Here is a 25,082-nt window from a genome sequence, read left to right as displayed (position 1 = left end):
ACCCATTTACATGGGCGTATTAGGCGTTTCGACCGTTGGCAATTGAAATGATATTCCTGAAATCTGGCAGAGCGCCAGGAATTCTGATAAGCTGGGAAGTTCTTGTCCGCTAAATATTTTGTCTGCCCTTTCCCTGCTCAAACCGGCTTCCGCCAAAGCATTTCCATCAGCAATGCCTTTTGTTTCAATAAGTTGCTTCATATCTGCAATCAGCGCCTTCGCCTGATCTTCATAAACTGTCGTTTCCATTTTTTATCAATTGTTGTTTTCAAATTCAGGTACAAAACTATGCCAAATCCTGCGCTGGCCTGACATTTGTGGCTGGCAATATGAATTAAACGTGAACTTGAACCGCGGGACGAATCAAATCTTAATCCGTCGGGTTAATGTTCCATACACTTTAACAAATGAATTATGAGCACGCAAAACACGGACACATTTAAGGTTGGTGGGCAAATTGAAATAAAAAGACTGGGTTATGGCGGCATGCAGCTAACAGGCAAAGGCGTTTGGGGCGAGGTCGCTGACCGGGAAAATGGCAAGAAAGTATTGCAAGCTGCTGTTGCAGCAGGCGTAAACTTCATCGACACGGCCGATTCGTACGGCCCGCACACCAACGAAGTGCTGATTGCAGACGCATTGAGCCCATATCCGCTGGACCTGCTGATCGCCACAAAAGGCGGGTTCGACCGAACCGGGCCCAATCAATGGGTTACTAACGGTGATCCAAAACATATCCGCGAGGCCATTGACGGAAGCTTAAAACGCCTGAAAAAAGAGAAAATCGATCTTTGGCAATTGCACCGCTTTGATCCGAAATTTCCCATTGAAGAAACATTAGCTCCTGTTGTAGAAGCGGTTAATGCGGGAAAAATACGTTTTGTGGGACTTTCAGAAGTGGATGTAAAGCAAATCGAACGCGCGCAAAAGGTTGTTGAAATTGTTTCTGTCCAAAACCTTTACAACCTGGGCGACAGGAAATGGGAAGAAGTGGTGGATTACACAGAACAACAAGGAATGGCATTCATCCCCTGGTATCCATTGGCTTCCGGCCCGGATAAGCTGCAAGCTAAAATCGCCGAGATCGCTAAAAAGCATAATGCAACAACCTCACAAATTGCACTGGCCTGGCTCCTGAAACGCGCACCACACATCCTGCTCATTCCAGGAACAAGCTCGCTGGAACATTTGAAAGAAAACATGGGCGCAGCGAATATTACTTTGTCTGATGAGGACTTTGCGGCATTGTCAAAGTAACATTATGGACATTAAACAGTCTTTTGGGATGCCGCCTTCTGCGGCTCCCAGAAGTGCTGAATGGTATAATTCTTTACCAATTTTGTTGCATTCTCCGCTTGTCTCAAATCATAATTCTGCTGCATATTGAGCCAGAGCTGCGGCGTTGTATTGAATGCCTCAGCAAGTCTTAAAGCCATGTTGACAGACACAGACTGTTTTCCGTTTACCAGGTAAGACAATGTTTTTCTGTCCACTGCCAATCCTTCCGCAGCTTGCGTAATCGTAAGATTAAGCGGCTCCAAATACATTTGCTTCAACACCTGCCCGGGGTGTAACGGATTCTCCATCGGGCCTTTTACTTTATTATTATCTTCCATTGTTGAGTTCTGTTTAATGATAATCAAGATAATCAACATCAGCGACGCCTTTGCTGGTAAATTTGAAGATGATCCTATAATTAGCATTCACCTTCACAGACCAGAAATCTTTATATTCACCTGATAACTTATGTAAGCCGGAACCCGGGAAGTCCATATCTTCCGGTTCACCCGCGCCATCCAGCAACGTCATGATCTGATTGATCTTACCCAATTGAGAAGCGGGAAGTTTTGTTCCATCTCCCTTCTGATAAAGCAAACGTAAAGGCTTACTATTGATGCTGATGATCATAAAAACAAATGTACAGTGTAACTGGACACTGTACAAGCAATGAAGAGATTAAATGTCTTACTATAATTTAACCAAACACAAAATCCATCAACTCAACGCTGCCACATTCTGTGCATTTTTCTGTGCCTTCAAGGCGAGCTCAGTGGCCAGGAAACAATGTTCTTGTGACATGGCGGTTTCGGTTCGGTTCAGGACGTCGTCTACGAGTTGGCGGCCGTAAGGGAGCTCTACTTTGCTGCAATCGATGTATTGTGTTTCCTTGTTATTGACAACAAAAAGGTGATTCCCGCCTTCTCTGCCGGCAATGTCAATGTTTTTGCGGATTTCAATGTAACCTTCCGTGCCCAGGACGGTCAGGCGGCCGTCGCCCCAGCTTTTCAGGCCGTCGGGGGTGAACCAGTCAACGCGGATGTAGCCTGTTCCGCCATTTCCCCGCAGCATTGTGTCACCAAAATCCTCGAATTTCGGATACTGGGGATGGTTGACATTGCCCACCTGCGAGGCTACTATTTCTGCCTTTGTTGAGCCGGTAAAGAAAAGAAACTGGTCGAATTGGTGTGAAGCAATGTCACAAATGATGCCGCCGAAGCGCTTTTTATCAAAAAACCACTCAGGACGGGATTTTGGCGTCATACGGTGCGGGCCGAGGCCAATGGTTTGTACAACTTTCCCAATCAAGCCTTCTTTGACTAATTCCCCAGCCTTAATAGTCGCGCGGTTTTCAAGCCGCTCGCTATACATAATCGAATAAATCCGTTTCGTGTCTTTTTGCACTTTCCGCACTTGTGCGAGCTGTTCCAGCGTGGTAATGCCTGGTTTATCAACCATATAATCCTTCCCGCTTTTCATGACGCGGATCCCGAGCGGGGCGCGTTCGTTGGGAATGGCTGAGCTCAGGATTAGATGTATCGATTTGTCATCGAGAATTTCCGCTTCGCTTTGCGCCTGTTTGGCCTGCGGATAACGCTTGGCGAACGCAGCGGCAAGATCCGCTTCTTTGGCATAAAATGAAACCAGCTCACCCCCACCCCGCGTAACCGCTTCCACCTGACCATAAATATGGCCATGGTTCATGCCTATCACCGAAAATTTGATCCTAGGCGGCATAGCAGGCATAAATGTGTCTTTTACAGGACGCACCAGGCTGGAAGCCGAAGCCTGCTCGGCCATGCCGGGTGCGGCCAAGCCAGGTAATAACATAAGTCCGGCGGCTGTGCTTACTGAATTCCTGATGAACTGGCGGCGGTTATCCTCTGATTCTTTCATGTCAAGGTTGGAATGTTGTGATTATATACAAAGCACATTTTAGGCAGATTTAATGTACCAAAACCATGGACATCATTATCCGCTTTCTTCCCTTACAAAATCAGCACTGCTCAGCCTTTATTTATTCCCGACGGAAACTCCGAATGTGATCCGGGAATCATTCCGTTTCCGGGTGGCTTCCACCACACTTTCATAGGAATTTTCAAAACTGGTGCGCAATGTAACCCACTTGTTCAAAGGCAGTTCGAACGAAATGATCGTGTTCCAGCGCAGGTTGGAAAAATCATTCAAAGCAGGTTGAAGAAACGTTAAATGGTTGATCCGGATCTTGTCCTGGATCATGGAATGCTTGCCCTTGACCCGAAAAGAGTTACGGATCGTGCTTACGGTAGCAATTTCCCGGAAATTGGTCGACTCATACAGGATTGCATTGGTCAGACTAAGATCATTGGTTTTGGTTCTGACAACCCTGTAACCCACTCCCGCTCCGGCCATTTGCCGCAGATCGATCCGCCGCAAATTACTTGTTTCCAATGCGCCCAGCGCGAAAGCATACGTTCTTCGCTTTTTAAAAACGTCCAAAAAAAGATCAATGTAACTGTCCCTTTCTGCAAGTATGCCACTTTGCTTGCCGTAAGTAAAGCGTGGATTGGTGGCCAGATTAATAGCGGGTCCGCTGAATGTAAGTTCTGCCCTTAGCACGACGAGGCTGCGGTTCACATTGCCGCGCGCAAAATTGCCATCTCCGATAAAGCGGTAACGAATGGTGTCGAACAGCGGAGGCGGTGGTTTTACGGCGCTGTCCGGTTTGACTGACAACACAGAATCGAGCGGAACGGCCTGCGGAGAGCCGGATGAAGGCTGTTGCGCGTGAACTAAGATTGTTGAACTGAACAAAAAGAAAGCGGTAAGCTTTGTTGCGAAACCTCCACTCATTTTTCTAACGCTTTAACCTTTCCTAACCTGCGCAAATGCCTCTCTTCGCCCGTAAAACGCGCATTTAAAAAGGATTCAACAAATTCCTGGGCCACCATATTTCCGGTAATGCGACCGCCCAGACAAAGCAGGTTCAGGTCGTCATCTTCCACACCCTGATGGGCCGAAAAGTGATCGTTAATCAACGCTGCGCGCACGCCCGCAACTTTATTGGCAACCACAGAAGCGCCTACGCCGCTCCCGCAAACTGCGATGCCGCGCTCAACTTCCTTTTTCACAACTGCATGGGCCAGCGGGATCACAAAATCGGGGTAATCGTCCTTGGAATCCATTTGATAAGCCCCAAAATCGGTTATATGATGCCCTTTTCCGATTAAATAAGTCTTCAAGAACTCTTTCAGTTCGTATCCGCCGTGATCAGCAGCAAGTCCGATTTCCATGTTGAGAATGATTTAAAATGAATGTGCAAAATAGTTCATTAATTTGCCATATGAAAAAGAATGCCCCTGCCGACGCGGAAAACCAGCCAGCCCACAACTTTGTTTTTCAGGATTTCAATCTCGCCGATTTAACCACTACACACATCCTGCAAAACAGCGGTGAACTTCCTGCTACCGACCGGAGAGGCTTCTTCGACATTCAGCCGCACGAAATTGACGTGGACTATGCTTCTTTCAGAGTCCCGGCCGCGTCGACCGATCATTATAAAGTTGTAGCCAGGCAAAACAGCCATTCACTCAGCATTTATTGCGAATGCAGCAAGCCCAAAAAACGGCTTTGCGAACATCAGATACAGGTTTTATATAATCTCAATAACCGAAAAGACCTGCGTGTTTTTTTTGATAAAAAGCTGCGGTTTGAAAAAATGAGGGTTGTTGCAAAAGACTATGGTTTGGAAAACGAAGCAGATCTGGATGCTTATTTTCAACTCAATTATGTAAACAAGGAGCTGGAAATAAAGCCAAAGATGAAGGAACTGATCCCGATCAGCGCGACTTCGGTTTCATTTTTGGAAAACCAATGGATCAACAAGCCCGTCATCGACATTCCCGGCTCCAAAATGCAGGCCGAGAACACCAAAACGATCGTCATCATCGGTCAGCACAAATATTACGAGCACTTTTATCTTGAAATTTATGAGGCTACGACCACCAGGGACGGAAAGCTTAAAAACCCGCTTACATTAATTAATCCGCTTGACGCGATCTGGAAAACGCAGGATGCGGATGTAATCAAGTTCTACACGGCCATTGCCTCTTTCCAGAATAATTTTCGAAAAAAACAGGTGGATACGGATCTTGCGGGGCTGAAAAGCATTGTTAAAAATCCGCACGGACTCGATTTTTTCTATCATAACCCTTTGATTTCCGAGAATGTCAGCGCAGCGTCTTTGGTTTTGGTAAAACTGGAAAAATCGCCCGTGGACATGCATTTGAACATTGACCGGAAAGATCCTTTCTTCCAGATTTCAGGCCAGCTCAGCCTGAATGGCGTTTCCCTGGATCTTGAACTGGTCAAAATGCGCTACGATTATTTCGTGCTTTATCTTGACGCGCTGCATTTGATTGACAATGAGGATATTCTCAAAACGGTTGAATTTTTCAGTCAGCATAACCAGAAAATTATCATTCATCAATCCAAATTTGAAGAATTCAGGCAAAACCTGCTTTCGAAGCTTGAATCGAAGATTCGGATCACTTATTCGTATCTGAAACCGGCCACGCAGGCGCAGAAAGAGGAACAGGGTTTTGATCTGGAAAATGAGAAGATCATTTACCTTGAAGATTTCGGCAATTATGTAATGATCACGCCCGTGATGAAATATGGGCGCGTGGAAGTGCCCGTTTTTTCCAAAAAGCAAATCTATTCGGTGGACGGCCATGGAAATCCGTTCAGCGTGCAAAGGGACGAAAGCGAAGAGCTGCGGTTTGCAGGCGCGATTATCCGCCAACATCCTGATTTTGAAGACCAATTGGGCAGGGAGTTTTTTTATTTATACAAAGAACGCTTTCTCAACGAATCCTGGTTTTTAAACACATTTGAAGAATGGCGCGACCAAAAGATAACGGTGCTGGGATTTGATAAACTAACCAAAATCCGCCTTAACCCGAACCGCGCACAGGTTTCTGTAAATGTCATAAGCGGGATAAACTGGTTCAATACAACAGCCGGCGTAACATTTGGAAATCAAAAAGTTACATTAAAAAACCTGCATAAAGCGGTCAAAAACCGAACGAAGTATGTGCAGCTGGATGACGGCTCCCAGGGCATTTTGCCAAATGAGTGGATTGAAAAATTTGCCAAATTCTTCGAGGCCGGTGAAATTGTCGGAGATGTGATCCAAACTTCAAAAATGAACTTCGCTTCAGTGAGTGAAATGTATGATGCTGAGGCACTTAGTATGGAAGTGAAACAGCAGATTACATTCTATAAATCCCGTTTCGCCGATTTTGAATCTATAGAGCCGGTTGAAGTGCCGGCCAATCTGAATGCATCATTGCGAGAATATCAGAAACAGGGGCTTAACTGGCTCAATTTCCTGGATGAATTCGGTTTTGGAGGCTGTCTGGCGGATGATATGGGCCTGGGCAAAACATTGCAGATCATTGCATTTATATTATCACAAAGGGAAAAGCCTGTTCAAAATACAAACCTGATCATTGTTCCTACTTCACTGATTTTCAACTGGCTGGCTGAAATTGAAAAGTTTGCCCCATCGCTGAAAGTCCTGACCATTTACGGTGCAGACCGGGTGAAAACTGTTTCCGATTTTGACAATTACGAAGTAATCCTGACGTCTTACGGCACATTGCTTTCGGATGTTAATTTTTTGAAAAAATATCATTTCAATTACATTATCCTCGACGAATCCCAGGCCATTAAAAACCCTGAATCACAACGTTATAAGGCTGCGCGATTACTGCAATCCAGGAACAAACTTGTGCTCACGGGAACGCCTGTAGAGAACAACACATTTGACCTGTATGGACAACTTTCCTTCGCATGTCCGGGCTTACTAGGGAATAAAACGCAGTTCCGAAACCACTTTTCCATGCCCATAGACCGCTTTAGGGATAATGACCGGGCGCGGGAATTGCAGAAACGGATCGATCCATTCATCCTCAGACGCACCAAAAGGCAGGTTGCCACCGAGCTTCCTGATAAGACCGAAATGGTTATTTACTGCGAAATGGGCGAAGAGCAGCGCAAGGTTTACAATGCTTATGAGCTCGAATTTTACACCTTCCTGAACACCAGAAACGAGGGAGACATTGCGCGTGAAAGCTTGCATGTGCTGCAAGGGCTTACCAAGCTCCGCCAGATCTGCAACTCTCCTGCCCTGCTCAATGACCACCTCTATTATGGCAATGCATCTTCCAAGATTGACACGCTTCTGGAACAGATCGAGAGTAAATCGGCGCAGCATAAGATCCTGGTTTTTTCGCAGTTCGTGACCATGCTGGATTTGATCAGGGCAGAACTTGTTACCCGCGGGATCAAATTTGAATATCTGACCGGCAAGACAAAAGACCGGGCGGCGAGGGTCGAGAATTTCCAGAACAATGCGAACATTCGCGTGTTTCTGATCAGTTTGAAAGCGGGCGGTACGGGCTTAAATCTTACCGAAGCGGATTACGTTTATCTGGTCGATCCATGGTGGAACCCGGCGGTTGAAAACCAGGCCATTGACCGCAGTTACCGGATCGGGCAGAAGAAAAATGTGATCGCCGTGAGACTGATATGCCCCGGGACCATTGAGGAAAAGATCCTGGAATTGCAGGAATCCAAAAAGGGGCTGGCCGATGATCTTGTGAAAACCGATGCCTCCGTTTTGAAGACTTTGACCAAGAAGGATTTGCTCAACCTGGTCAGTTAGTCCAGGTTTTTGCTGATTTCCGTGATCAGATATTCTTTTGGGTCACTGAAATATTCCCAGAAGAAGATGCCTGCCAACTTATTCTTTTTGATATACTTACACTTGTCCCGGATCGATTTTTCATCTTCGTAAGTGATCAGCACTTTTGTAGAATCGTTGAAAAGATAAGGCGCTTTGGCTTTTTTGTCGTAGAACTTTTTGTAGCCATTCTGGTTGATCAATGTGTCTTTCAGCTTCGTATAACCGCCTCCCTGCACCGCTTTCACGCGTTGTTCACCCAGACCATTATTATTTGCCGTTGCTGCTTCCCAGCCTTTTCCATAGAATGCTGCTCCAAGGACAATCTTGTTCGCCGGAACGCCGGCTGCCATAAAATTCTTGACGGAGCGATCAGCTGAGGAACCGTCCGGAGTGTCGCCGTAGTCGTATAAATTGGTGTGGTGGCCAACAGTCCCGTTTTTTCCGCCGTAGTCATAAGTCATGATGAAAACATAATCCAGAAATGGCTGTGCAAGTCCCATTTCGGTGTTTTCGACAAACGATTTTGAGCCTCCTACTGCCGTTGTGAGCTGGAAACTCCGGCTTTTTTCCTTTTGCAAAAGATCCAGCTCTTCGCGGATGGCTTTGAACATTAATGTAAAGTTCTGCTTGTCTTCGGGACGGAAAATGTTGCCTTCTTCCCCGCGCATGGCAGGATATTCCCAGTCAATATCCACGCCGTCGAGGTTGAACTGGCGCACAATGTCCACGCTTGACTTTGCAAATTTTCTTCGGGAAGTTTCGGTTAAAACGGCATCCGAAAAGTTTTCACTCCAAGCCCATCCACCGATGGAAATGAGGATTTTAAGATCGGGGTTTTTGGCCGCTTTCATTTCGTTCAGCTTTCGAAAATTTGTTGAATCCGTTGCCAGATTGGTCAGCACGGCGAGGCTGTCCTGCACATTCACGAAGGCGTAATTGATGTGGGTCAGCTTTTCAACGTCAATTTCCTCAGTCTTAACCAAGCCGCGGAAACCGCCTACATAGGCATTTACTATATATTTTTTCTTCTTTTGGGCAAATGTTGGTGCAAGGCAGAAAATAGCGAGCGCGAACGGCAGTAGATATTTGAAGGATTTCATGGGTCAGGAATTGGTATAGTTTAATCAAAAAGCACTATTCTGCGCGATATTACTTCTTTATCTGTCTGAATGCGAACAATATAGATTCCGGTAGCGAGCCGTGACAGGTCTGTTCGGGAATTTGATGTGATTTTAATTTCCGTTTGCTTTATTCCGCTGACATTATAGAGCTGCATTTGAGCAAAAACAGGCCTGTTCAATTCGACAACGAGCGTTCCTTGGAATGCATAAATAATGTGTTCGGCGGCCTGAGGCTCATTTCCAGTAATGATCGTATTTGCTAATACAATCGATATCAGGCTGTAAGGCGAACTTCCACCTGCATTAACAGCCTTGATCCGATAAAAATAATTGGTGTTCGCCAGCGAATCGGTGTCCCGAAATTCCAGCACATTCGGGGCCACTTTTCCGATCTGCACATACTGCGTAGTAACGCCTTGGGAGCGCTCTATGATCACCTCATCGGCATTGGCCGACACCGCAGACCAGCGCAATTCCACCACATCCGGCGCGATAGGAACGGCGGAAAAGTTCTGGGGCATATCCGGGACCGGAATGTTATCCGTGGTTGCCGAACCTACATTACTATATGCCGAAGCACCCGCCGCATTAACGGCACGAACACGGTAATGATACTCGGTGGCAGGCTTTAAGCCGGTGTTTTGATAGGATTTAATGTTCGCCGTAAGGTCAGCAAGCTTTGTAAAGTTAACTCCATCTAATGATCTTTCCAGTTGGAATCCGCTTTCATTCAGCGAGTTATCTTGCCAGCTTATGTTGATTTGGGTTGTGGAAATGGAAATAGCAACGAGGTTTTCAGGGGCATTTGGGGGAACGATGAATGTAGTTGCACTCGCGATGTTGCTATAACCCGATTTGCCAGCGGTATTTTTGGCCAGAATCCTGAACCAGTATTTGGTAGCGGGCGTAAGACCTGTGTTGGAGAAAGTTTTGACATTAACCGTCAGATCGGTGATTTTGACAAATTTCAAACCGTCGGTTGACCGTTCAAGCTCGAAACCTGTTTCATCTGCCGCATTATCAACCCACGTCAGATTGATCTGGGTTGCAGAAATGGCAGTGGCTGTCAGCATCGACGGCGCCCTAGGAACTACTGCAGCCTTCACTTGGAGTTGAAAGAGCAGAACGAAAATGGCAAAAAGGAAGCGGAATGTAAACGTCTTAGTATAAGTAAAATTCATATGTTGAGTATAAAGCGACAGCTTCTTCAATAATATTCATTTATAACACGATCACAACCAGGACTTTTTCTTGAACCAGGCATAAATCCCGACTGTGATAAGGCCCATAACGATCATGACAACCGGGTAACCAAACTTCATCCGCAGTTCTGGCATAAAGTCGAAGTTCATCCCGTAAACCCCGACGATGAATGTTAAGGGCATGAAAAACACCGAAAACAAGGTCAAAACGCGAACGATTTCATTGGTGCGCTGGGATGAAATGGAAAAATAGATCATGACCAGCTGATTCATATTTTCAAAAAGCGTGTCATAAATGTTCTGCATTTTCACAAAAAGGTCCCGCGTATCCCGCGTATAGGCATTAGAATGGTCGGGTGCGTCCATTTTGTCCACAATCTCGTGCGATAGCATAATGATGCGGCGGGTCACTTCTACCCTGCGTCGAAGATAATAAAGCCCTTTGAGCAGCGAAGGTTTGCGGTTTTTGAGAAACATATTTTCCTCATAGAACTCAATGTCGCTCGTCAGCTTCACAGAAGGCGCCTCATAAGTAGCAAGACAGCTCTTAACAATCTCATTTACAAGGTGTAATGTATCTTTGCATTGATGCTGTTCAAGCTGATTTTCGGCTATGTATCCCGGTGCATCCCAGGGTTTCCTGTGTAATGTGATGACTTTCTCGGGAAACATAAAAATGGCGACCTTATCAGTCAGTTCGGGAACTGTATCTGCCTCTTCGCCAACGGTTTCCGAATGCAACCGAAAGATGATGAAGATATAGTCGCCTACTTTTTCATATTTGGGAAGATGGTCGGGCTGCCCCCAGTCCTTAATGGACGATTTATGCAGTGAATGTTTTTCGGTAAGTTCTTTCAACTCTTCCTCATTGGGATCCGTAATATCCAGCCATTCAAATGGATATTTATCTTTCTCGGCAATCGTATGGATCATAATTTATTTGTCGGGCTTTGCATCCATGATGAAGCGCAATGACTGATCTCTGGTAAAAAACCGAACCATCCAGTTATAAAAAGTTTTCACCTGGTTGCGATAGCGGATCAGCGAGAACAAATGTACGACCAGCCACAGAAAGTAAGCTATAAAACCTTTGAAATGCAAGCCGGGCAGGTCAGCAACGGCCTTGTTGATGCTGATAATAGCCATTGTGCCTTTGTCCACATAATGGAAATCTTTGAGCTCCCTGCCATCGGTAAGACGCGGGAAATTGGCTGCCAGATTCTTACCCTGCTGAATGGCAACCTGCGCAAGCTGCGGATGGCCCTTCGGGAATTTTTCGTCGGATGTCATCAGGCAAATGTCTCCCAATGCAAAGATATTCTCAAAGCCGAGCACCTGATTATGCGCATTCACGAGCACACGTTTTCCTTTCCCGAGCGCTTCCTCAGGCAGGCCGGGCAACGCTGTGGCCGTTACGCCGGAGGTCCATATTAATGTAGATGTTTCAATTGTCCTTCCATTCTCAAATGTGACAATGTCGTTCTCAAAATCCTTGACGGCATGGTCCAGGAGCACCTTGATGCCCAGCTTCTGCAATTCTTTCAGCGTTTCTTCCTGCGATTTTTTGGACATGGGATTGAGGACTACGGGCAATGCGTCCACGAGATAGATCTGCACTTCTTCCCGGTCGAGTTCCGGGTAATCCCATTTGAAAATATTTTTATGCATTTCGGCCAGCATTCCCGAAACTTCCACGCCCGTGGGGCCCGCACCGGCTACTACGATGCAAAGGAGTTTTTTGCGCTCATTGGAATCCTGCATTTTCGCTGCTTTTTCTTTATTCAAAAGAATGTGGTTGCGCAGGGCGAGCGCGTCCCGAATGGTTTTCATCGGAACGGCATTCTTCTTGACATTCTCCATCCCGAAATAATTGGTTTCGGTGCCGGTGGCGAAAACCAGGTAATCATAATAAATGTCCCCGCTGTCGGTAGCAATGCGCTTTTCGTCTGGAAAAACTTCCTGAAATGCTCCGAGGCTAAACCTGAGGTTTGGTTTTTCCTGAAAAAATTTCCGGAACGGGTAACTGATATTGGACGCTTCCAGAAAACCCGTCGCGACCTGATAAAGCAAAGGCGGGAAAAAATTGTAGTTGTTTTTATCAACCAGCACGATATCAAACTGCTTGTCTTTGGAAAGCTTCTGCGCAAGATTGATCCCGGCAAAACCACCACCTACGATGACCACTTTTTTCATAGTTATGATCTTTTTACTGATGCCTTAATGTGTGAAATCCGCTATTATAATTGTGCCGACTGCATGGAAGGAAGCATTAAGGGCATTTTTCACGCACCGGCAATGTGCAAAACGTTGCTCATGCACATTCAGATTGTGATGAATTTTAAAAAATAGACTGCAATCCGCGTCAGTCTGTTTCATTGGCACATGGTTTTAGAGGTTGGCCGCATTCACAATAATTGAACACATTAACATTACTAAAACCATGGATTACAACATAGATACGAAAGGACAAACACAAGATTCGCAGCCTGGTATGGAGCACATTATGGATCCGGCTCCTATCATTATCCGTGATAATTATCGCGGAAGCGGCAAGCTGGAAGGCAAATCGGCATTGATCACGGGCGGGGACAGCGGGATAGGAAGATCTGTTGCGGTCCATTTCGCCCGTGAAGGCGCTGATGTGGCGATCGTTTATCTGGAAGAAGATCAGGATGCGCAGGAAACAAAAGCATTGGTAGAAGCTGAGGGAAAAAGGTGTTTGCTCATTCCCGGCGACATTCGGGATGAATCATTTTGCAAAGAGGCGGTTACTCAGGTCGTGAGCGAGTTTGGTAAGCTAAACGTTCTGGTTAATAATGCGGCCGAACAGCATCCCAAAGAGGACATCCGGGAAATTACTGCTGAGCAGCTTCATGTAACATTCGCCACCAACATTTACTCGTTCTTCTTCTTCACACAAGCTGCATTGCCGCATTTGTCCGAGGGCGACAACATTATTAATACAACATCGGTAACTGCGTATCACGGAAGCCCCGCATTGCTGGATTATTCGTCTACAAAAGGAGCTATTGTTGCTTATACAAGATCGCTGGCACTCGCGCTGGCCGAAAAGAAAATCAGGGTTAACGCCGTTGCGCCGGGACCGATCTGGACACCGCTGATCCCTGCAACATTTGATGCGGAGAAAGTTGAAAAATTTGGAAAAGACACGCCTATGGAGCGTCCCGGTCAACCTGCTGAGGTTGCGCCGTCTTACGTTTTCCTGGCATGCGAGGATGCGTCCTACATCAGCGGACAAGTCCTGCATCCGAACGGAGGGCAGGTTGTGAATGGATAATATGAATTAAAAAAGGGGGCAGATTTGCCCCCTTTTTTAATTCAGTTCAACTTCCGAGCGTTGTGAAAGCCACTTCACAATGGTGTCATGCAAAGTATCCTTTACGACAGGCTTTGTAAGATAATCGTCCATTCCGGCGTTGAGGCACTTCTCGCGCTCACCCACCACCGTTCCGGCCGTAAGTGCAATGATAGGGATCCTCCTGCCCGATTCCAGCCTGCGGATTTCCTGCGTGGCTTCATAACCATTGACCTCGGGCATCTGGATATCCATAAATATAATGTCAGGATTTGTCTCCGCGTATAGTTTTACGGCTTCCTTCCCATTCACGGCTTCGATCATGGTTACATTGGAGAGGATCTTTCCTAACATGGTCTTAACCAGCAACATATTGATCTTATGATCTTCGGCAATCAATACTGTAATGGCTTCTGACAATGCCTGCGCACTCATGTTGTTTACATCGACGGTCAATTTGCGGACTTCCTGAATTTTAGGATGAATCCGCGATAGCATTGAAAACAACTGCTTGATTTTTACAGGTTTTACCAGAAAATGCGGAACATTGAGTTCGGACATTACGGCCGTAAGCGTTTCCTCCTCAAAAGAATCGTTAAGCAGGATTATAGGCAGATCTTTCAGGTCCTGATCATTGCTGTTCCGGATCTTGCGAATCGTTTCAATGCCATCCATATCGGGCATCTGGCAATCCATCAGGACAACATCGTATTTTACATTTGAAAATAATTTTTCCAATGCTTCCTGCCCGCTCGACACGTAATCGGAATCTATGTCTTTGTTGATCAGGACGTCCGTCAGGATCTTTCCGTTGTGGATGTTGTCGTCAACCACCAGGACCCTTTTAATATTGTCTGTATTGTCCCAGAAGAACTCATCGCCATCCGGGATGATCTGGAATGTTACGTCAAAAAAGAATGTGCTGCCCACGTTGGTCGCACTGTTGAGCTGCAATCCGCTGTGCATTAATTCAAGCAGGCTGTTTGAAATCGTCAACCCCAGTCCGGTTCCGCCGAAACGTTTGGTTGTAGAAGAATCTGCCTGCGCAAATGCATCGAATATCTTACGCTGGTTTTCCGGCTCGATCCCGATCCCGGTGTCTCTCACCATAAAACGGATCGCTACTTCATCATCGCGCCGCCCCAGCAATGCTATTTTAAGCTCAACCTCACCATTCATTGTAAATTTCACTGCGTTGCTCAGCAAATTGGCCAAAACCTGCTTCAGGCGCAGCGGATCTGCCAGCACATAATGCGGGATATCAGCCGGAATGTTCAAGAGCATTTCCAAATGTTTCTGCTGCGCCTGGTAAGTGAGCATATCCGCTACTTGTCCGCAGATCGTCAGCAGGTCGGTTTTCTCATAACGCAGTTCCAGCTTGCCAGCCTCGATTTTGGAAAAGTCTAAAATGTCATTGATGATTTCCAACAGCGAATTGGCGGAATGGAAAACCATGGACATGTATTGCTGCTGCGTTTCGTCCATGTCGGTCTTCATCAGCAGGTCCGTAAATCCGACCACACCATTCAGCGGTGTCCGTATCTCGTGGCTCATATTGGCCAGGAATTCGGATTTTAATTTACTCGCCGACTCAGCCTGTTCGCGAGCTTCCAGCAATTCCAGTTCGGCCTGCTTCCTTTGGGTAATGTCCCGGATCACAGCCTGAATGATCTGGGAATCATTGACATTGATCAGATTGAGCAGGACTTCTGCCACGAAACTATCCGTTTGCTCCCCGAAGCGCTTGAAAACCCATTCGAAGCTGTGACTGCCCACTTCATAAACAGTTTCCAGGTTCTCCTTGGCAATGCCCGCAAGCTGGTCATAAGTTGTATAAGTCGCCGCAGCGAGTTCTTCATGCGTTTTGCCGATGAGGCTGTCGACGGAATCCAGGTTGAACATTTTGAGCGCAGCGCGGTTACAATCCAGATAACCTTTCCGGTCGAGGAGCACCACTGCGTCACTTGTCGAATCGTACAGGCTTCGAAACTTGGCTTCTGAATCCAGAATTGCCTCTTCCGAGCGTTTCCGGCGGGTTATATCCTGAAATGCTCCGTACACCCGCTCGCAGGCGCCTTCTATCATTTCCGCCTTCCCTATCGATCTGACCCAAATTTCGTTTCCTTTCGAAGTAATAAGCTGTAATTCAACATCCCAGGGCGTTCCATGCGTAAGCCCTTCTAGCACCACTTTGTTGATCGTATCACGACTGCTGCCTTCCTTATAGAATGCGATTGCTGTGCTTGCATCCGGAGAAAAATCCTCCTCTACTTCGTGTATTTGTTTTGTAATCGAAGACCAGTACAGTTCGCCGGTTTTAGCGTGCAGTTCCCAGCCGCCAATCCGGGCAACGCTGTTTGTCTGTTCCAGAAGATCTCTCATCCGCTGCATTTCGTCGTCCGACTTTTTGCGGGCGGTGATGTCCCTTTCTATGGCTATATAATTGGTACAGTTGCCTTCGTCATCAAAAACAGGTGTAATTTTTAAATCCACCCAATAACATTCCTTGTTCTTTTTATAACACAATATTTCAACCTGTATGATCTTTTTCTCGGTGCTGGCCTGGTAAATTTTCTCGATCGTCGCCATATCCGTTTTAGGCCCGCAAAGCAGATCCGCCGGCCTGCGGCCTTTCACTTCTCGCCGGGTATAGCCGGTTTGGTTTTCGTAAGCTTTGTTTACCCAGGTTATTAATCCCCTGTTGTCTGTTATAACAATGTAATCTGTTGTGTTAGAAGCAACAATAGCGAGTTCTTTCAGGCGCTCCCGGGAACGGCGGAGTTCGGTGATGTTGTGACTGGTCAGGATGATCTCGTTTCCCCGGGTATCAATGCTCGCATTGGTATTACTCCACGACCACGTCCCGTTCTTGTGCAGGATGCGGTGCTCAATCCCGCCGCGGATCGGTGCATTGGTTTCAACAACTTTTAATAGCGAAGCCGTGCATAAGTGGAGATCATCGGGGTGTATATAATCTGTAAATGATTGCCCGAGCGTTTCCTTGATCTGATACCCATATACTCTGGTCCAGCTGGGCGAAACATAGGTGAATGTCAGTGTGGGTGATAATGTAAAAAGCACGTCCTGGACATTGGAAACCAATACGGACAGATCCTGTTCTGTTTTGATCTTTTGCGTAATGTCGTAACCCAGGCAAAATATTTCTTTTACCGTTCCCGATTCGTCCGTCAGGGCGGTAAATTCCCATTGGGTTGTGGCGATCGTGTTTTGGCTTGAGCGTTTTCTAAGGACTACTGAATGAGGTTTTCCAGGATTCAAGAGACACATTTCTGCCACTTTCAGGCATTTATCGATATCCTCGGTAATCACACCCATCAAGGAGGATTGACCAAGGACTTCGTCCCGTTGCATGCCGTAGAAATTGCAGAAATAGTCATTAACGAAAACATAATTTCCGTCAAGATCCGTACGGACCACGTACATGGAATGGCTGCCCAGGAAAGTCTGAAATAGCTGAAAGTCGCTTGCGTAATGGGGTCCGCCCTGTTCCTCGGACATAGCGTTACCTGGTGTATTCATTAATCAAATTTCCTTACAATTAAGCGTCAGTGGTACAAACACATATATCCGTACAAGATAGCTTTTATTTAATTACTTTAACGGTTACAACAGGATAGTTTGTAATACTTTTATTAATAAAAGTGAGGTACTTCGACATCTACATGTAGAATGCAGATTTTTGGAATAAAAAGTCGTTTTTTGCGCTTGAAAATGATTCTCCGTTTTATACAAGAGCTGTACCAGCAAGTGGCCGGTCGTTGGGTCGGTACGGTTATAGTGCAATTAATTTAAAAAGCGTCTTTATGAAAAATCAGGTCAATCACTTTTTCTTACTTCTGCTGCTGATACCAGGCTTTTCTGCCAGCAGTCAGCCGCAGTCTGTCATATTGAAAAACGCAACGGTCATTGATGGCACCGGCGAAGAGCCGCGCGACGGAACCGACATTCTGATCATGGACGGACGGGTCGTAGCGGTAGAATCCAATATCAAGCTGAAAGGTGCGAAAGAGATTAATCTGACTGGAAAAACGGTGATCCCATCGCTCATATGTGCGCATGCGCATGTGGGAACACTATTGGGAACCACTTCATCCGCAGACAATTACACGCGGGATAACATTCTCCGTCAGTTGAAAAAATATCAGGATTATGGCGTAGGTGCAGTGCTTGCTATGGGAACCGACCGGCCTTTGATCTTCGATGGCATGCGGGATTCGACAGTGGCGGGCTTACTTCCCGGCGCTCGGCTCTTTTCAGCTGGATATGGGTTTAATACACCCGATCCGAATCCAGGCTCCTGGATGAATTTACTGTTACGCCCGGAAACTCCTGAGGAGGTGCCTGCTATGCTGGATAAGCTTGTTCCGCTAAAACCGACGGTTGTGAAAATCTGGGTGGACGACCATGGCGGCAATGCGCAGAAAATGAAGCCGGAAATATATCAGGCCATTATCACGGAAGCGCATAAACGGAACATCCGCGTGGCAGCACATTTGTTCTACGCTGAAGATGCGCGGCTCCTGACCGAAGCCGGCATTGATATTATTGCGCACAGCATTCGTGACAGGACGGTGGATGCAGAGCTTTTGAATAAAATGAAAGAAAAGAATGTGATCTATATCCCTACGCTGTCGCTGGACGAATATCAGTTTGCCTATGCCAGCGAGCCGGACTGGATCAATGATGATTTTTTCAAAAAATCGCTGGAACCAGGCGTCTTCGAAATGATCACCGACCCGGCTTATGCGGAAAAAATAAGGACATCCGCTGATTATGAACGGAATTCTGCTGCATTTAAAACGGCTTTAATTAACCTGAAAAAGATCATGGACGCTGGCATTACCGTGGCGCTCGGCACCGACTCCGGCGCATTTCCGATCAGAACGCAGGGTTTTACCGAGCATCTGGAATTGGAACTGATGGTCCAGGCGGGCCTTACGCCGGTACAGGCCATAATGCTTGCAACTCAGAATGCAGCAAAAGCGTTAAAAATAGATAATGAGCTTGGAACACTGACACGCGGCAAAAAAGCCGATCTGATCATTCTGAGCGAAAATCCGGCCAATGATATCAAGAATACGCGCAAGATTGAGGCAGTGTGGAAAGACGGCCGTGAAGTGAGCAAAGGCCCTTTGTGAATTTATAAAAATAAAACACTCCTGACATGAAAATTGAATTTGAAAGGCTGAATCACATCATGATTTGCATTCCCAAGGGAGCCGAACAGGCGGCCAGGGAATTTTATGGCGGTGTGCTGGGCCTGGAAGAGCTGAATGATATGGGATACCCGCTCCCGAATGGCGCAATATGGTTTGCAATGGGCGATATTGAGCTGCATATCCGTGCCGAAGAGCCTTCGGAACAATCACAGCGGCATCCTGCTTTTGAAGTAAAAAATCTGGAAGCTGCGCGGAAAATCCTGGAAAAGAACGGGATCGCGATCCGCAATGATAGCCCCATCCCCGATCGGAAACGCTTTTCATTCCGCGATCCGTTTGGTAACCGCATCGAATTAATAGAATTGTTAGCCTGAAACCACATTCCGGTTCCAGGCTAACCGGACATTTCGGTCAGCAGGTGCCAACCCTATCATTATGGACTCAAAGAACTATTCCTGTGTCCCTCACTGGTGTTAAATTATTCCTGTACTGTGTGAAAAAGTCGTAAATGGGAAAAGTAATTCTAAATTTGCATGCGCATTTGCAGCGGACACACAGCGTTTTCCTTGATGTTAAAATATTTTTATAGATTCTTAATCCTCCTGTTGATCCTGGCGATTACCGCGGAAGTTGTGTTAAGATATAAATATGGCTTCTGTAACTCTCCGCTTTACGTATCGGATCAGGATTTTGAATACATATATGCGCCAAATCAGGATGTGAAAAGATTTGGCTACCGCGTGCAGACCAACAGTTTTTCGATGCGCAATGAAGAAGTCCAGCCTTCGGACAGCATTGTGATCCTGCTCATCGGCGATTCGGTAGTGAACGGCGGCAGCCTGACCGACCAGGACAGCATTGCGTCTACATTACTTGAAAGGCGTTTTTTAAAAGATTTCGGCAAACGCGTCCGCGTCCTGAACATTTCGGCCGGCTCGTGGGGACCGGATAACATTGCTGCCTATCTCAAAAAATACGGAACGTTCAAAGCGAGGCTGATGTGCCTGGTTACCAGCAGCCATGATGCGTACGATATCATGTCGCACCAGAGTCCGGTGGGCATTGATCCGGGCTGGCCCGACAAGCAATATAAAGTGGCGCTTTACGAGCTTTGGGACCGTTACCGCTGGATATTCTTTTATTATTTCAATACCTGGTTCTTTGCCCCGAACATTGAACAGAACCCTGAAAAGGCACTTCTGGACTCGATGAAAAAGGATTCTGTAAAAAAAGAAGAACTTAATGACGCCGGGATCAGAAAGCCTGGCTTAACCTTCAATCCGGGTTACGAGCAGATCTACGAAATCTCCAAGAAGGATTCTATTCCGCTTTTTATTTACCTCCACCCGGAAACTTCGGAAATAGAACTCGGGCATTTCAATGATCAGGGTGATGAAATTATGGCTTTCGCTATCCAGCGGAATATCCGGCTTGTGAACGAGTTCAGCCTCGGCATTGATCCGAAATATTACCGGAAGCTGGATGTTGTACATTATAACAGTCAGGGACAGCTTTTTTTGGCAAATAACCTTTATCCATTGTTTCAGGAATATATAAATCTGAAAAAATAATGCGCGTCCTCGTTGTACACAATCAATTATGGGCGCACTATAAGTCGCGGCTTTTCAGCGAAATTCATCGTGCATTCAAGGAAAAATATCCTGAAAGTGATTTCCTGGTGATCCAGATCGCACTTTACGAAGCGAGCCGCAGCGTGATGCAGAGCGACGACACCATTACATACGATTATCCTTATAAGGTGCTTTTTGAGCGGAGTTTGGATGAAGTTGGTTTTAAAGAAAGGCGTGAAGCGCTATTTGCGGCTTTCGATGCTTACAAGCCTACTGTCCTCAACATTACGGGATATTTTGATCCTGCACAGGTTTTGCTCATGTTTTATGCCAGGATGAAAGGTGTAAAAGTTGTGCTTTCTTCCGAATCGTCATCGGCGGATAACAGCCGGTCATTTATAAAGGAATTTTTGAAAAAACTGATCGTTAACCGGGCTAATGCATTTTTCTGTTTTGGCAAAACTTCCGCGGAATATCTGGAAAGCCTGGGAGTAAAACCCGCTCAGATCCCGGTAAGAAATGCGGCCGTAATCGATGAAGAAGTGGTTAGTTCCCGCTATCATGCTGGTAAGCAGGAGAATGTGAATATCGCACGGGTAGCACGGTTTGTTTTCGTGGGACGGTTGGCGCCTGAGAAAAATCTCGAAACATTATTACGGGCCTTTGCGAAGGTTGTGCCTTTGGACGCAGTGTTGTGGCCGTGGGAACTTATGTTTATCGGTGACGGCCCAGAACGGTCCTCGCTCGAAAAGCTAACAAAGGAGCTGCAACTGGAACACAAAGTCCTGTTCATGGGCGGGCTTCCCTGGTATAAGGTTCCTGATATGCTGGTACATTGCGACGTACTGGTTTTACCAAGTAAATCGGAGCCCTGGGGATTGGTTGTAAACGAAGCCATGGTTTGCGGACTGCCGGTGATCGTGTCAAAGAATTGCGGTTGTGTGGCCGATTTGGTTGAAAATGGCGTGAACGGTTTTACTTTTGACCCCGACAGCCAGCAGGAGCTGGAAACTGCAATGGCTTTTTTTATAAGAAATTTAGACAAAATAGCCGTCTTCGGTCAAGCGTCACGGCAGCTTATCGAGCCGTTTTCATCCACCCAAGTGGCGCGGCAAATGGCCGACTGTTATCACACGTTAGCATAACACCTTAATGTTCAGACTTATACACAAAATGCACGCATGCGGATTTTAAATATATGCGCTTACACCTGGGAAATCGGCGGCCCGGCCCGGATTATATATGACCACACCACGGAGGTTTTGAAGCAAGGTCATCAGGTGGATATCCTGAGCCCGATGACGCCGGGGGATGAAATGTATCCCGCCCCAGATGGCGCGCGGCTGTTTCCTGTGGCCCGCACAACGCCGGTCAGCAATTATTACAGGGAATTTTCCATTGAAATGTATCGCTTCCTAAGGCATCATATTCATGAATACGATGTGATCCATATGCATGGCATATGGCATTTTGGAAGTCTGGTGCCATTTTTGATCCCAAACAATGCGGTTAAGGTGATCACCATTCACGGCTTGCTGGACAAATGGGCTGTTGCGCATCACAAATGGAAGAAAGACCTTGTGACGTTGCTTTATCAAAAAAGGATCCTGGGAAAAGCCGATCTGATCCAGATCAATAACACAGACGAAGAAGCTGACGTGATCCGTTACCTGGGTTATCGCCCAAAAAACATGGTGATTGTTCCGAATGGCATGAAGTTGTCGGAATATTCCAATTTGCCAGCAAAAGGCAGTTTCCGCGCAAAGCATCAGGTTCGTGAGGATGAGCAGGTGGTGCTTTTTATGGGCAGGCTGAACATTAAAAAAGGGCTTGACCTGCTGCTTCCAGCATTTAAAAAAGTTGAAAAACAGCTTCCGGATGCCACACTTTTTCTCGCGGGAGGCGACGACGGTTACCAGCAGGAAACGGAAGATTTTATCAGGAAAAATAATCTGCAAAACCGGATCAAACTAGTAGGATTACTGACAGATACAGCTAAAAAAGAGGCACTTGCCGACGCCGATGTCTTCGTCCTGCCCTCCTATTCGGAAGGGTTTTCCATTGCAGTCCTCGAAGCGATGACTTCAAAGGTGCCGACCATCGTATCGGACCGTGTGGGTTTCGGGGATTATATCAAGCGCTATGATGCTGCCTTTCTGACGCCGCTTACCAGCGATGGCGTGGTAAAGGGGCTTCTTAAAATATTACAAGATAAAACCTATGCGCAGGATCTCGCAAATCGCGCTCACAAGATGGTAACGGAAAATTTTGACATCCGTAAGGTGGCTAATCAGTTATTGGAAGAATACAAGAATGTTACGAAAAAGTAATTATCTTTGGCCGTTTCCAATAACCGCAAATTGGTAATTTTTGACTGTTGCTCCCGGGTATGATTGATTTGTCCGTCATCATTTTAACACACAATGAATCGAAGCACATTGCACGTTGCATAGAAAGCTTGCTTCTGGTGACCGATAAGATTTTCATCGTTGATTCATTTTCCACGGACGACACGGTGGCCATTGCCCAAAGCCTGGGCGCCACGGTAGTCCAGAATCCCTGGGTTTCCTATTCTTTCCAGTTCAATTTCGGCATTCAGAACATTCCTTTCGGCACCAAGTGGCTTATGCGCATGGACGCCGATGAATACATTACGCCCGAACTGGCGACTGAGCTGAAAAACACATTGCATCTCACACCTGCGGAAGTTTCCGGGCTGTATGTCAAACGCCGGGTGTTTTTTATGGATAAATGGATCCGTCGCGGGGGCTATTATCCGATCTGGCTGCTTAGGGTGTGGCGAAGTGGCATTGGACATTGCGAAGAGTTGTGGATGGACGAGCACATTAAGCTCAGCAGCGGCACCACCGCCCAGTTACAGCACGACATTGTGGACCATAACCTCAATAACCTGACCTGGTGGACCCAAAAGCATAACAATTATGCAATAAGGGAAGTCATTGATCTATTGAACATTAAATATAATTTTGATAGCAAGGAAACGGTAACCCCAAGCTTCTGGGGAAGTCAGGAACAGCGTACAAGGTTTTTGAAAATCAAATACGCAAGCCTGCCTTTGTTTACGCGGCCGTTCATCTATTTCATTTACCGTTACATTTTCAAAGGCGGCTTTCTGGATGGCATGAAGGGATTGATCTGGCATTTTCTGCAGGGATTCTGGTATCGCTTTCTGGTGGATGCCAAAATTTATGAAGTTTATTATCGCGCAGGAAGAGACAAGCAGGCCATCATAACACATTTTAAGACAGAATATGGAAAAGACCTTAAAAGCCCGAACCGATCTGTCAAAGTATGATAACAGCTGGTACAAGCCGGGCGGTTTTTTGAAACAACTGCTCTGGTATTTTGCCAATCGACTGTTCATCAACACATACTTGCCTTTTCCGATGGCGATCAAACGGTTTGTACTCGAAATGTTTGGCGCTAAGCTCGCCAAAGGCGTTGTGATCAAGCCTAAGGTGAATGTTAAATATCCCTGGTTTCTGGTGATCGGTGAAAACACCTGGATCGGCGAGAATGTGTGGATCGACAACCTCACTATGGTGACAATCGAATCAAATGTCTGTTTATCACAAGGTTGCCTGTTGCTGACTGGAAATCATAACTTTACGAAAAGTACATTTGACCTCATCGTGAAGCCGATAACGATTGAAAGCGGCGCATGGATTGGGGCTAAAGCAACGGTTTGCCCCGGAGTTCGTGTCTATTCCCATGCAGTGTTAACCGTCGATTCCGTGGCCACGTCCGATTTGGAAGCTTATGGGATTTATCAGGGAAATCCGGCTAAATTTGTCAAAACAAGAAACTTGTCCAGTTGAAAGTAAGTATCATCACCGTCGTTTATAATGGTGCGAAGACCATCCGGCAATGCATTGAATCTGTTCTTGCCCAGGATTTTTCCAATATCGAATACATTGTAATCGACGGAAATTCCAAGGATGGAACGCAGGAAATTATTGGGGAATACGGAAGTAAAATTGCAGCTTTTGTTAGCGAACCCGACGGTGGAATTTACGATGCGATGAACAAAGGCATAAAATTAGCAACAGGAGATATCATTGGCATCCTGAACGCGGACGATTTTTACGCGTACAATGCGGCGATCAGCGATGTGGCGGCAAAAATGGATTTTCCTGATATTCAGGGTTGTTATGGTGATCTTGTATATGTGGATTCAGTGAACGAGGTGGCGATCAAGAGGAAATGGATCTCCGGGAATTACAAGGAAGGTGCTTTTCTCAATGGCTGGATGCCTCCACACCCCGCATTTTTTGTAAAAAAAGAACTTTATGAAAGGTTTGGCTTGTTTCGTTTGGACCTGGGCAGCGCAGCCGATTACGAATTGATGCTTCGGTTTATTCATAAGGCGAAAGCAAAAATTGCTTATGTACCAAAAGTGCTCGTGAAAATGCGGACCGGCGGCGTAAGCAACAGCAATCTCAAGAACAGGATTGCGGCGAACAGGAATGATCTGAGGGCCTGGAAGGAAAATAATTTGAAACCACATTTTTATACATTGTGGTTGAAGCCGTTAAGAAAAATCTTACAGTTTCGCTAAAATAGAAAACATAAAACAGCATCCAACCCGCATAATAATTATTTTGATTTACAGCGGGTTAGCTATTTAAAATATAAATATAAATTGCGACTTTTGATTTAAAGG

The 25,082-nt window shown here is 46.2% G+C and carries 22 protein-coding genes; 11 read left to right on the top strand and 11 right to left on the bottom strand.

Features of this window, described 5'->3' with window-relative positions:
- Positions 1-6: 6 nt before the first annotated feature.
- Positions 7-249: a transcriptional regulator gene (locus L0659_RS11995; RefSeq protein WP_235126259.1), complete on the bottom strand. Its 243-nt coding sequence runs from the start codon at positions 247-249 to the stop codon at positions 7-9.
- A 165-nt stretch (positions 250-414) separates the two neighbouring features.
- Here L0659_RS11995 and L0659_RS11990 point away from each other — a divergent pair, with 165 nt between their 5' ends.
- On the top strand, positions 415-1,257 hold the full coding sequence (locus tag L0659_RS11990; RefSeq protein WP_235126258.1) for an aldo/keto reductase: 843 nt from the start codon (positions 415-417) through the stop codon (positions 1,255-1,257).
- 11 nt (positions 1,258-1,268) lie between these two features.
- Here the strand turns inward: L0659_RS11990 and L0659_RS11985 are convergent, their stop codons facing one another.
- The 5 genes from L0659_RS11985 to L0659_RS11965 form a co-directional block, all read right to left on the bottom strand.
- Positions 1,269-1,616 (bottom strand): HigA family addiction module antitoxin, encoded by a 348-nt coding sequence (locus L0659_RS11985; protein WP_235126257.1) that lies wholly within the window; start codon positions 1,614-1,616, stop codon positions 1,269-1,271.
- A 13-nt stretch (positions 1,617-1,629) separates the two neighbouring features.
- Entirely contained in the window at positions 1,630-1,908 is a 279-nt protein-coding gene (locus L0659_RS11980) for a type II toxin-antitoxin system RelE/ParE family toxin (RefSeq protein ID WP_235126256.1), read from the bottom strand.
- 87 nt (positions 1,909-1,995) lie between these two features.
- Positions 1,996-3,174 (bottom strand): Gfo/Idh/MocA family protein, encoded by a 1,179-nt coding sequence (locus L0659_RS11975; protein ID WP_235126255.1) that lies wholly within the window; start codon positions 3,172-3,174, stop codon positions 1,996-1,998.
- A 117-nt stretch (positions 3,175-3,291) separates the two neighbouring features.
- Entirely contained in the window at positions 3,292-4,110 is an 819-nt protein-coding gene (locus tag L0659_RS11970) for a DUF481 domain-containing protein (RefSeq protein WP_235126254.1), read from the bottom strand.
- The gene (locus L0659_RS11965; RefSeq protein WP_235126253.1) at positions 4,107-4,550 is read right to left on the bottom strand and encodes an RpiB/LacA/LacB family sugar-phosphate isomerase; all 444 of its coding nucleotides are present in this window, start codon (positions 4,548-4,550) and stop codon (positions 4,107-4,109) included. Before L0659_RS11965 ends, L0659_RS11970 begins: the two co-directional genes overlap by 4 nt.
- A 50-nt stretch (positions 4,551-4,600) precedes the next feature.
- Here L0659_RS11965 and L0659_RS11960 point away from each other — a divergent pair, with 50 nt between their 5' ends.
- Positions 4,601-7,987 (top strand): DEAD/DEAH box helicase, encoded by a 3,387-nt coding sequence (locus tag L0659_RS11960; protein ID WP_235126251.1) that lies wholly within the window; start codon positions 4,601-4,603, stop codon positions 7,985-7,987.
- On the opposite strand, the gene L0659_RS11955 is transcribed toward L0659_RS11960, so the two are convergent.
- Genes L0659_RS11955 through L0659_RS11940 form a run of 4 tightly spaced genes read right to left on the bottom strand, consistent with a single transcriptional unit; the run spans position 7,984 to position 12,524 of the window.
- Positions 7,984-9,108: a glycoside hydrolase family 18 protein gene (locus L0659_RS11955; protein ID WP_235126249.1), complete on the bottom strand. Its 1,125-nt coding sequence runs from the start codon at positions 9,106-9,108 to the stop codon at positions 7,984-7,986. The genes L0659_RS11960 and L0659_RS11955 overlap by 4 nt on opposite strands.
- Positions 9,109-9,128: 20 nt before the next feature.
- Positions 9,129-10,310: a fibronectin type III domain-containing protein gene (locus L0659_RS11950; RefSeq protein ID WP_235126247.1), complete on the bottom strand. Its 1,182-nt coding sequence runs from the start codon at positions 10,308-10,310 to the stop codon at positions 9,129-9,131.
- 51 nt (positions 10,311-10,361) lie between these two features.
- On the bottom strand, positions 10,362-11,264 hold the full coding sequence (locus L0659_RS11945; RefSeq protein ID WP_235126246.1) for a CorA family divalent cation transporter: 903 nt from the start codon (positions 11,262-11,264) through the stop codon (positions 10,362-10,364).
- 3 nt (positions 11,265-11,267) lie between these two features.
- The gene (locus L0659_RS11940; RefSeq protein WP_235126245.1) at positions 11,268-12,524 is read right to left on the bottom strand and encodes an NAD(P)/FAD-dependent oxidoreductase; all 1,257 of its coding nucleotides are present in this window, start codon (positions 12,522-12,524) and stop codon (positions 11,268-11,270) included.
- A gap of 247 nt (positions 12,525-12,771) precedes the next feature.
- Between L0659_RS11940 and L0659_RS11935 the strand changes: the two genes are divergently transcribed.
- Entirely contained in the window at positions 12,772-13,629 is an 858-nt protein-coding gene (locus L0659_RS11935; RefSeq protein WP_235126244.1) for an SDR family oxidoreductase, read from the top strand.
- A 36-nt stretch (positions 13,630-13,665) separates the two neighbouring features.
- Here the strand turns inward: L0659_RS11935 and L0659_RS11930 are convergent, their stop codons facing one another.
- Positions 13,666-17,166 (bottom strand): PAS domain S-box protein, encoded by a 3,501-nt coding sequence (locus L0659_RS11930; RefSeq protein ID WP_235126243.1) that lies wholly within the window; start codon positions 17,164-17,166, stop codon positions 13,666-13,668.
- Between the two features lie 305 nt (positions 17,167-17,471).
- On the opposite strand from L0659_RS11930, the gene L0659_RS11925 reads away from it, so the two are divergent.
- From L0659_RS11925 to L0659_RS11890, 8 genes are all read left to right on the top strand, one after another.
- Entirely contained in the window at positions 17,472-18,806 is a 1,335-nt protein-coding gene (locus L0659_RS11925; protein ID WP_235126242.1) for an amidohydrolase family protein, read from the top strand.
- A 26-nt stretch (positions 18,807-18,832) separates the two neighbouring features.
- Entirely contained in the window at positions 18,833-19,201 is a 369-nt protein-coding gene (locus tag L0659_RS11920; RefSeq protein WP_235126241.1) for a VOC family protein, read from the top strand.
- Positions 19,202-19,396: 195 nt separating this feature from the next.
- Complete coding sequence (locus L0659_RS11915; RefSeq protein WP_235126240.1) at positions 19,397-20,398, top strand: hypothetical protein; 1,002 nt, start codon at positions 19,397-19,399, stop codon at positions 20,396-20,398.
- Positions 20,398-21,543, top strand: a complete 1,146-nt coding sequence (locus tag L0659_RS11910; RefSeq protein ID WP_235126238.1) for a glycosyltransferase family 4 protein — start codon at positions 20,398-20,400, stop codon at positions 21,541-21,543. Before L0659_RS11915 ends, L0659_RS11910 begins: the two co-directional genes overlap by 1 nt.
- A 36-nt stretch (positions 21,544-21,579) precedes the next feature.
- Positions 21,580-22,728, top strand: a complete 1,149-nt coding sequence (locus L0659_RS11905; RefSeq protein ID WP_235126236.1) for a glycosyltransferase — start codon at positions 21,580-21,582, stop codon at positions 22,726-22,728.
- Between the two features lie 59 nt (positions 22,729-22,787).
- Positions 22,788-23,714 (top strand): glycosyltransferase family 2 protein, encoded by a 927-nt coding sequence (locus L0659_RS11900; RefSeq protein ID WP_235126235.1) that lies wholly within the window; start codon positions 22,788-22,790, stop codon positions 23,712-23,714.
- Complete coding sequence (locus tag L0659_RS11895; RefSeq protein ID WP_235126233.1) at positions 23,671-24,237, top strand: WcaF family extracellular polysaccharide biosynthesis acetyltransferase; 567 nt, start codon at positions 23,671-23,673, stop codon at positions 24,235-24,237. The genes L0659_RS11900 and L0659_RS11895 overlap by 44 nt, the downstream gene beginning before the upstream one ends.
- Positions 24,234-24,977, top strand: coding sequence for a glycosyltransferase family 2 protein (locus tag L0659_RS11890; protein ID WP_235126231.1), 744 nt, complete (start codon positions 24,234-24,236; stop codon positions 24,975-24,977). The genes L0659_RS11895 and L0659_RS11890 overlap by 4 nt, the downstream gene beginning before the upstream one ends.
- The last annotated feature ends 105 nt before the right edge of the window (positions 24,978-25,082 follow it).

The sequence above is a fragment of the Dyadobacter sp. CY347 genome (assembly GCF_021502655.1).
In the GTDB taxonomy this organism is placed as follows: domain Bacteria; phylum Bacteroidota; class Bacteroidia; order Cytophagales; family Spirosomataceae; genus Dyadobacter.
This window is presented reverse-complemented; position numbering and strand designations above follow the sequence as displayed.

Coding starts and splice junctions, on each gene's coding strand:
- L0659_RS11995 (WP_235126259.1), bottom strand. CDS start 249: ATGGAAACGACAGTTTATGAAGATCAGGCGAAGGCGCTGATTGCAGAT.
- L0659_RS11990 (WP_235126258.1), top strand. CDS start 415: ATGAGCACGCAAAACACGGACACATTTAAGGTTGGTGGGCAAATTGAA.
- L0659_RS11985 (WP_235126257.1), bottom strand. CDS start 1,616: ATGGAAGATAATAATAAAGTAAAAGGCCCGATGGAGAATCCGTTACAC.
- L0659_RS11980 (WP_235126256.1), bottom strand. CDS start 1,908: ATGATCATCAGCATCAATAGTAAGCCTTTACGTTTGCTTTATCAGAAG.
- L0659_RS11975 (WP_235126255.1), bottom strand. CDS start 3,174: ATGAAAGAATCAGAGGATAACCGCCGCCAGTTCATCAGGAATTCAGTA.
- L0659_RS11970 (WP_235126254.1), bottom strand. CDS start 4,110: ATGAGTGGAGGTTTCGCAACAAAGCTTACCGCTTTCTTTTTGTTCAGT.
- L0659_RS11965 (WP_235126253.1), bottom strand. CDS start 4,550: ATGGAAATCGGACTTGCTGCTGATCACGGCGGATACGAACTGAAAGAG.
- L0659_RS11960 (WP_235126251.1), top strand. CDS start 4,601: ATGAAAAAGAATGCCCCTGCCGACGCGGAAAACCAGCCAGCCCACAAC.
- L0659_RS11955 (WP_235126249.1), bottom strand. CDS start 9,108: ATGAAATCCTTCAAATATCTACTGCCGTTCGCGCTCGCTATTTTCTGC.
- L0659_RS11950 (WP_235126247.1), bottom strand. CDS start 10,310: ATGAATTTTACTTATACTAAGACGTTTACATTCCGCTTCCTTTTTGCC.
- L0659_RS11945 (WP_235126246.1), bottom strand. CDS start 11,264: ATGATCCATACGATTGCCGAGAAAGATAAATATCCATTTGAATGGCTG.
- L0659_RS11940 (WP_235126245.1), bottom strand. CDS start 12,524: ATGAAAAAAGTGGTCATCGTAGGTGGTGGTTTTGCCGGGATCAATCTT.
- L0659_RS11935 (WP_235126244.1), top strand. CDS start 12,772: ATGGATTACAACATAGATACGAAAGGACAAACACAAGATTCGCAGCCT.
- L0659_RS11930 (WP_235126243.1), bottom strand. CDS start 17,166: ATGTCCGAGGAACAGGGCGGACCCCATTACGCAAGCGACTTTCAGCTA.
- L0659_RS11925 (WP_235126242.1), top strand. CDS start 17,472: ATGAAAAATCAGGTCAATCACTTTTTCTTACTTCTGCTGCTGATACCA.
- L0659_RS11920 (WP_235126241.1), top strand. CDS start 18,833: ATGAAAATTGAATTTGAAAGGCTGAATCACATCATGATTTGCATTCCC.
- L0659_RS11915 (WP_235126240.1), top strand. CDS start 19,397: ATGTTAAAATATTTTTATAGATTCTTAATCCTCCTGTTGATCCTGGCG.
- L0659_RS11910 (WP_235126238.1), top strand. CDS start 20,398: ATGCGCGTCCTCGTTGTACACAATCAATTATGGGCGCACTATAAGTCG.
- L0659_RS11905 (WP_235126236.1), top strand. CDS start 21,580: ATGCGGATTTTAAATATATGCGCTTACACCTGGGAAATCGGCGGCCCG.
- L0659_RS11900 (WP_235126235.1), top strand. CDS start 22,788: ATGATTGATTTGTCCGTCATCATTTTAACACACAATGAATCGAAGCAC.
- L0659_RS11895 (WP_235126233.1), top strand. CDS start 23,671: ATGGAAAAGACCTTAAAAGCCCGAACCGATCTGTCAAAGTATGATAAC.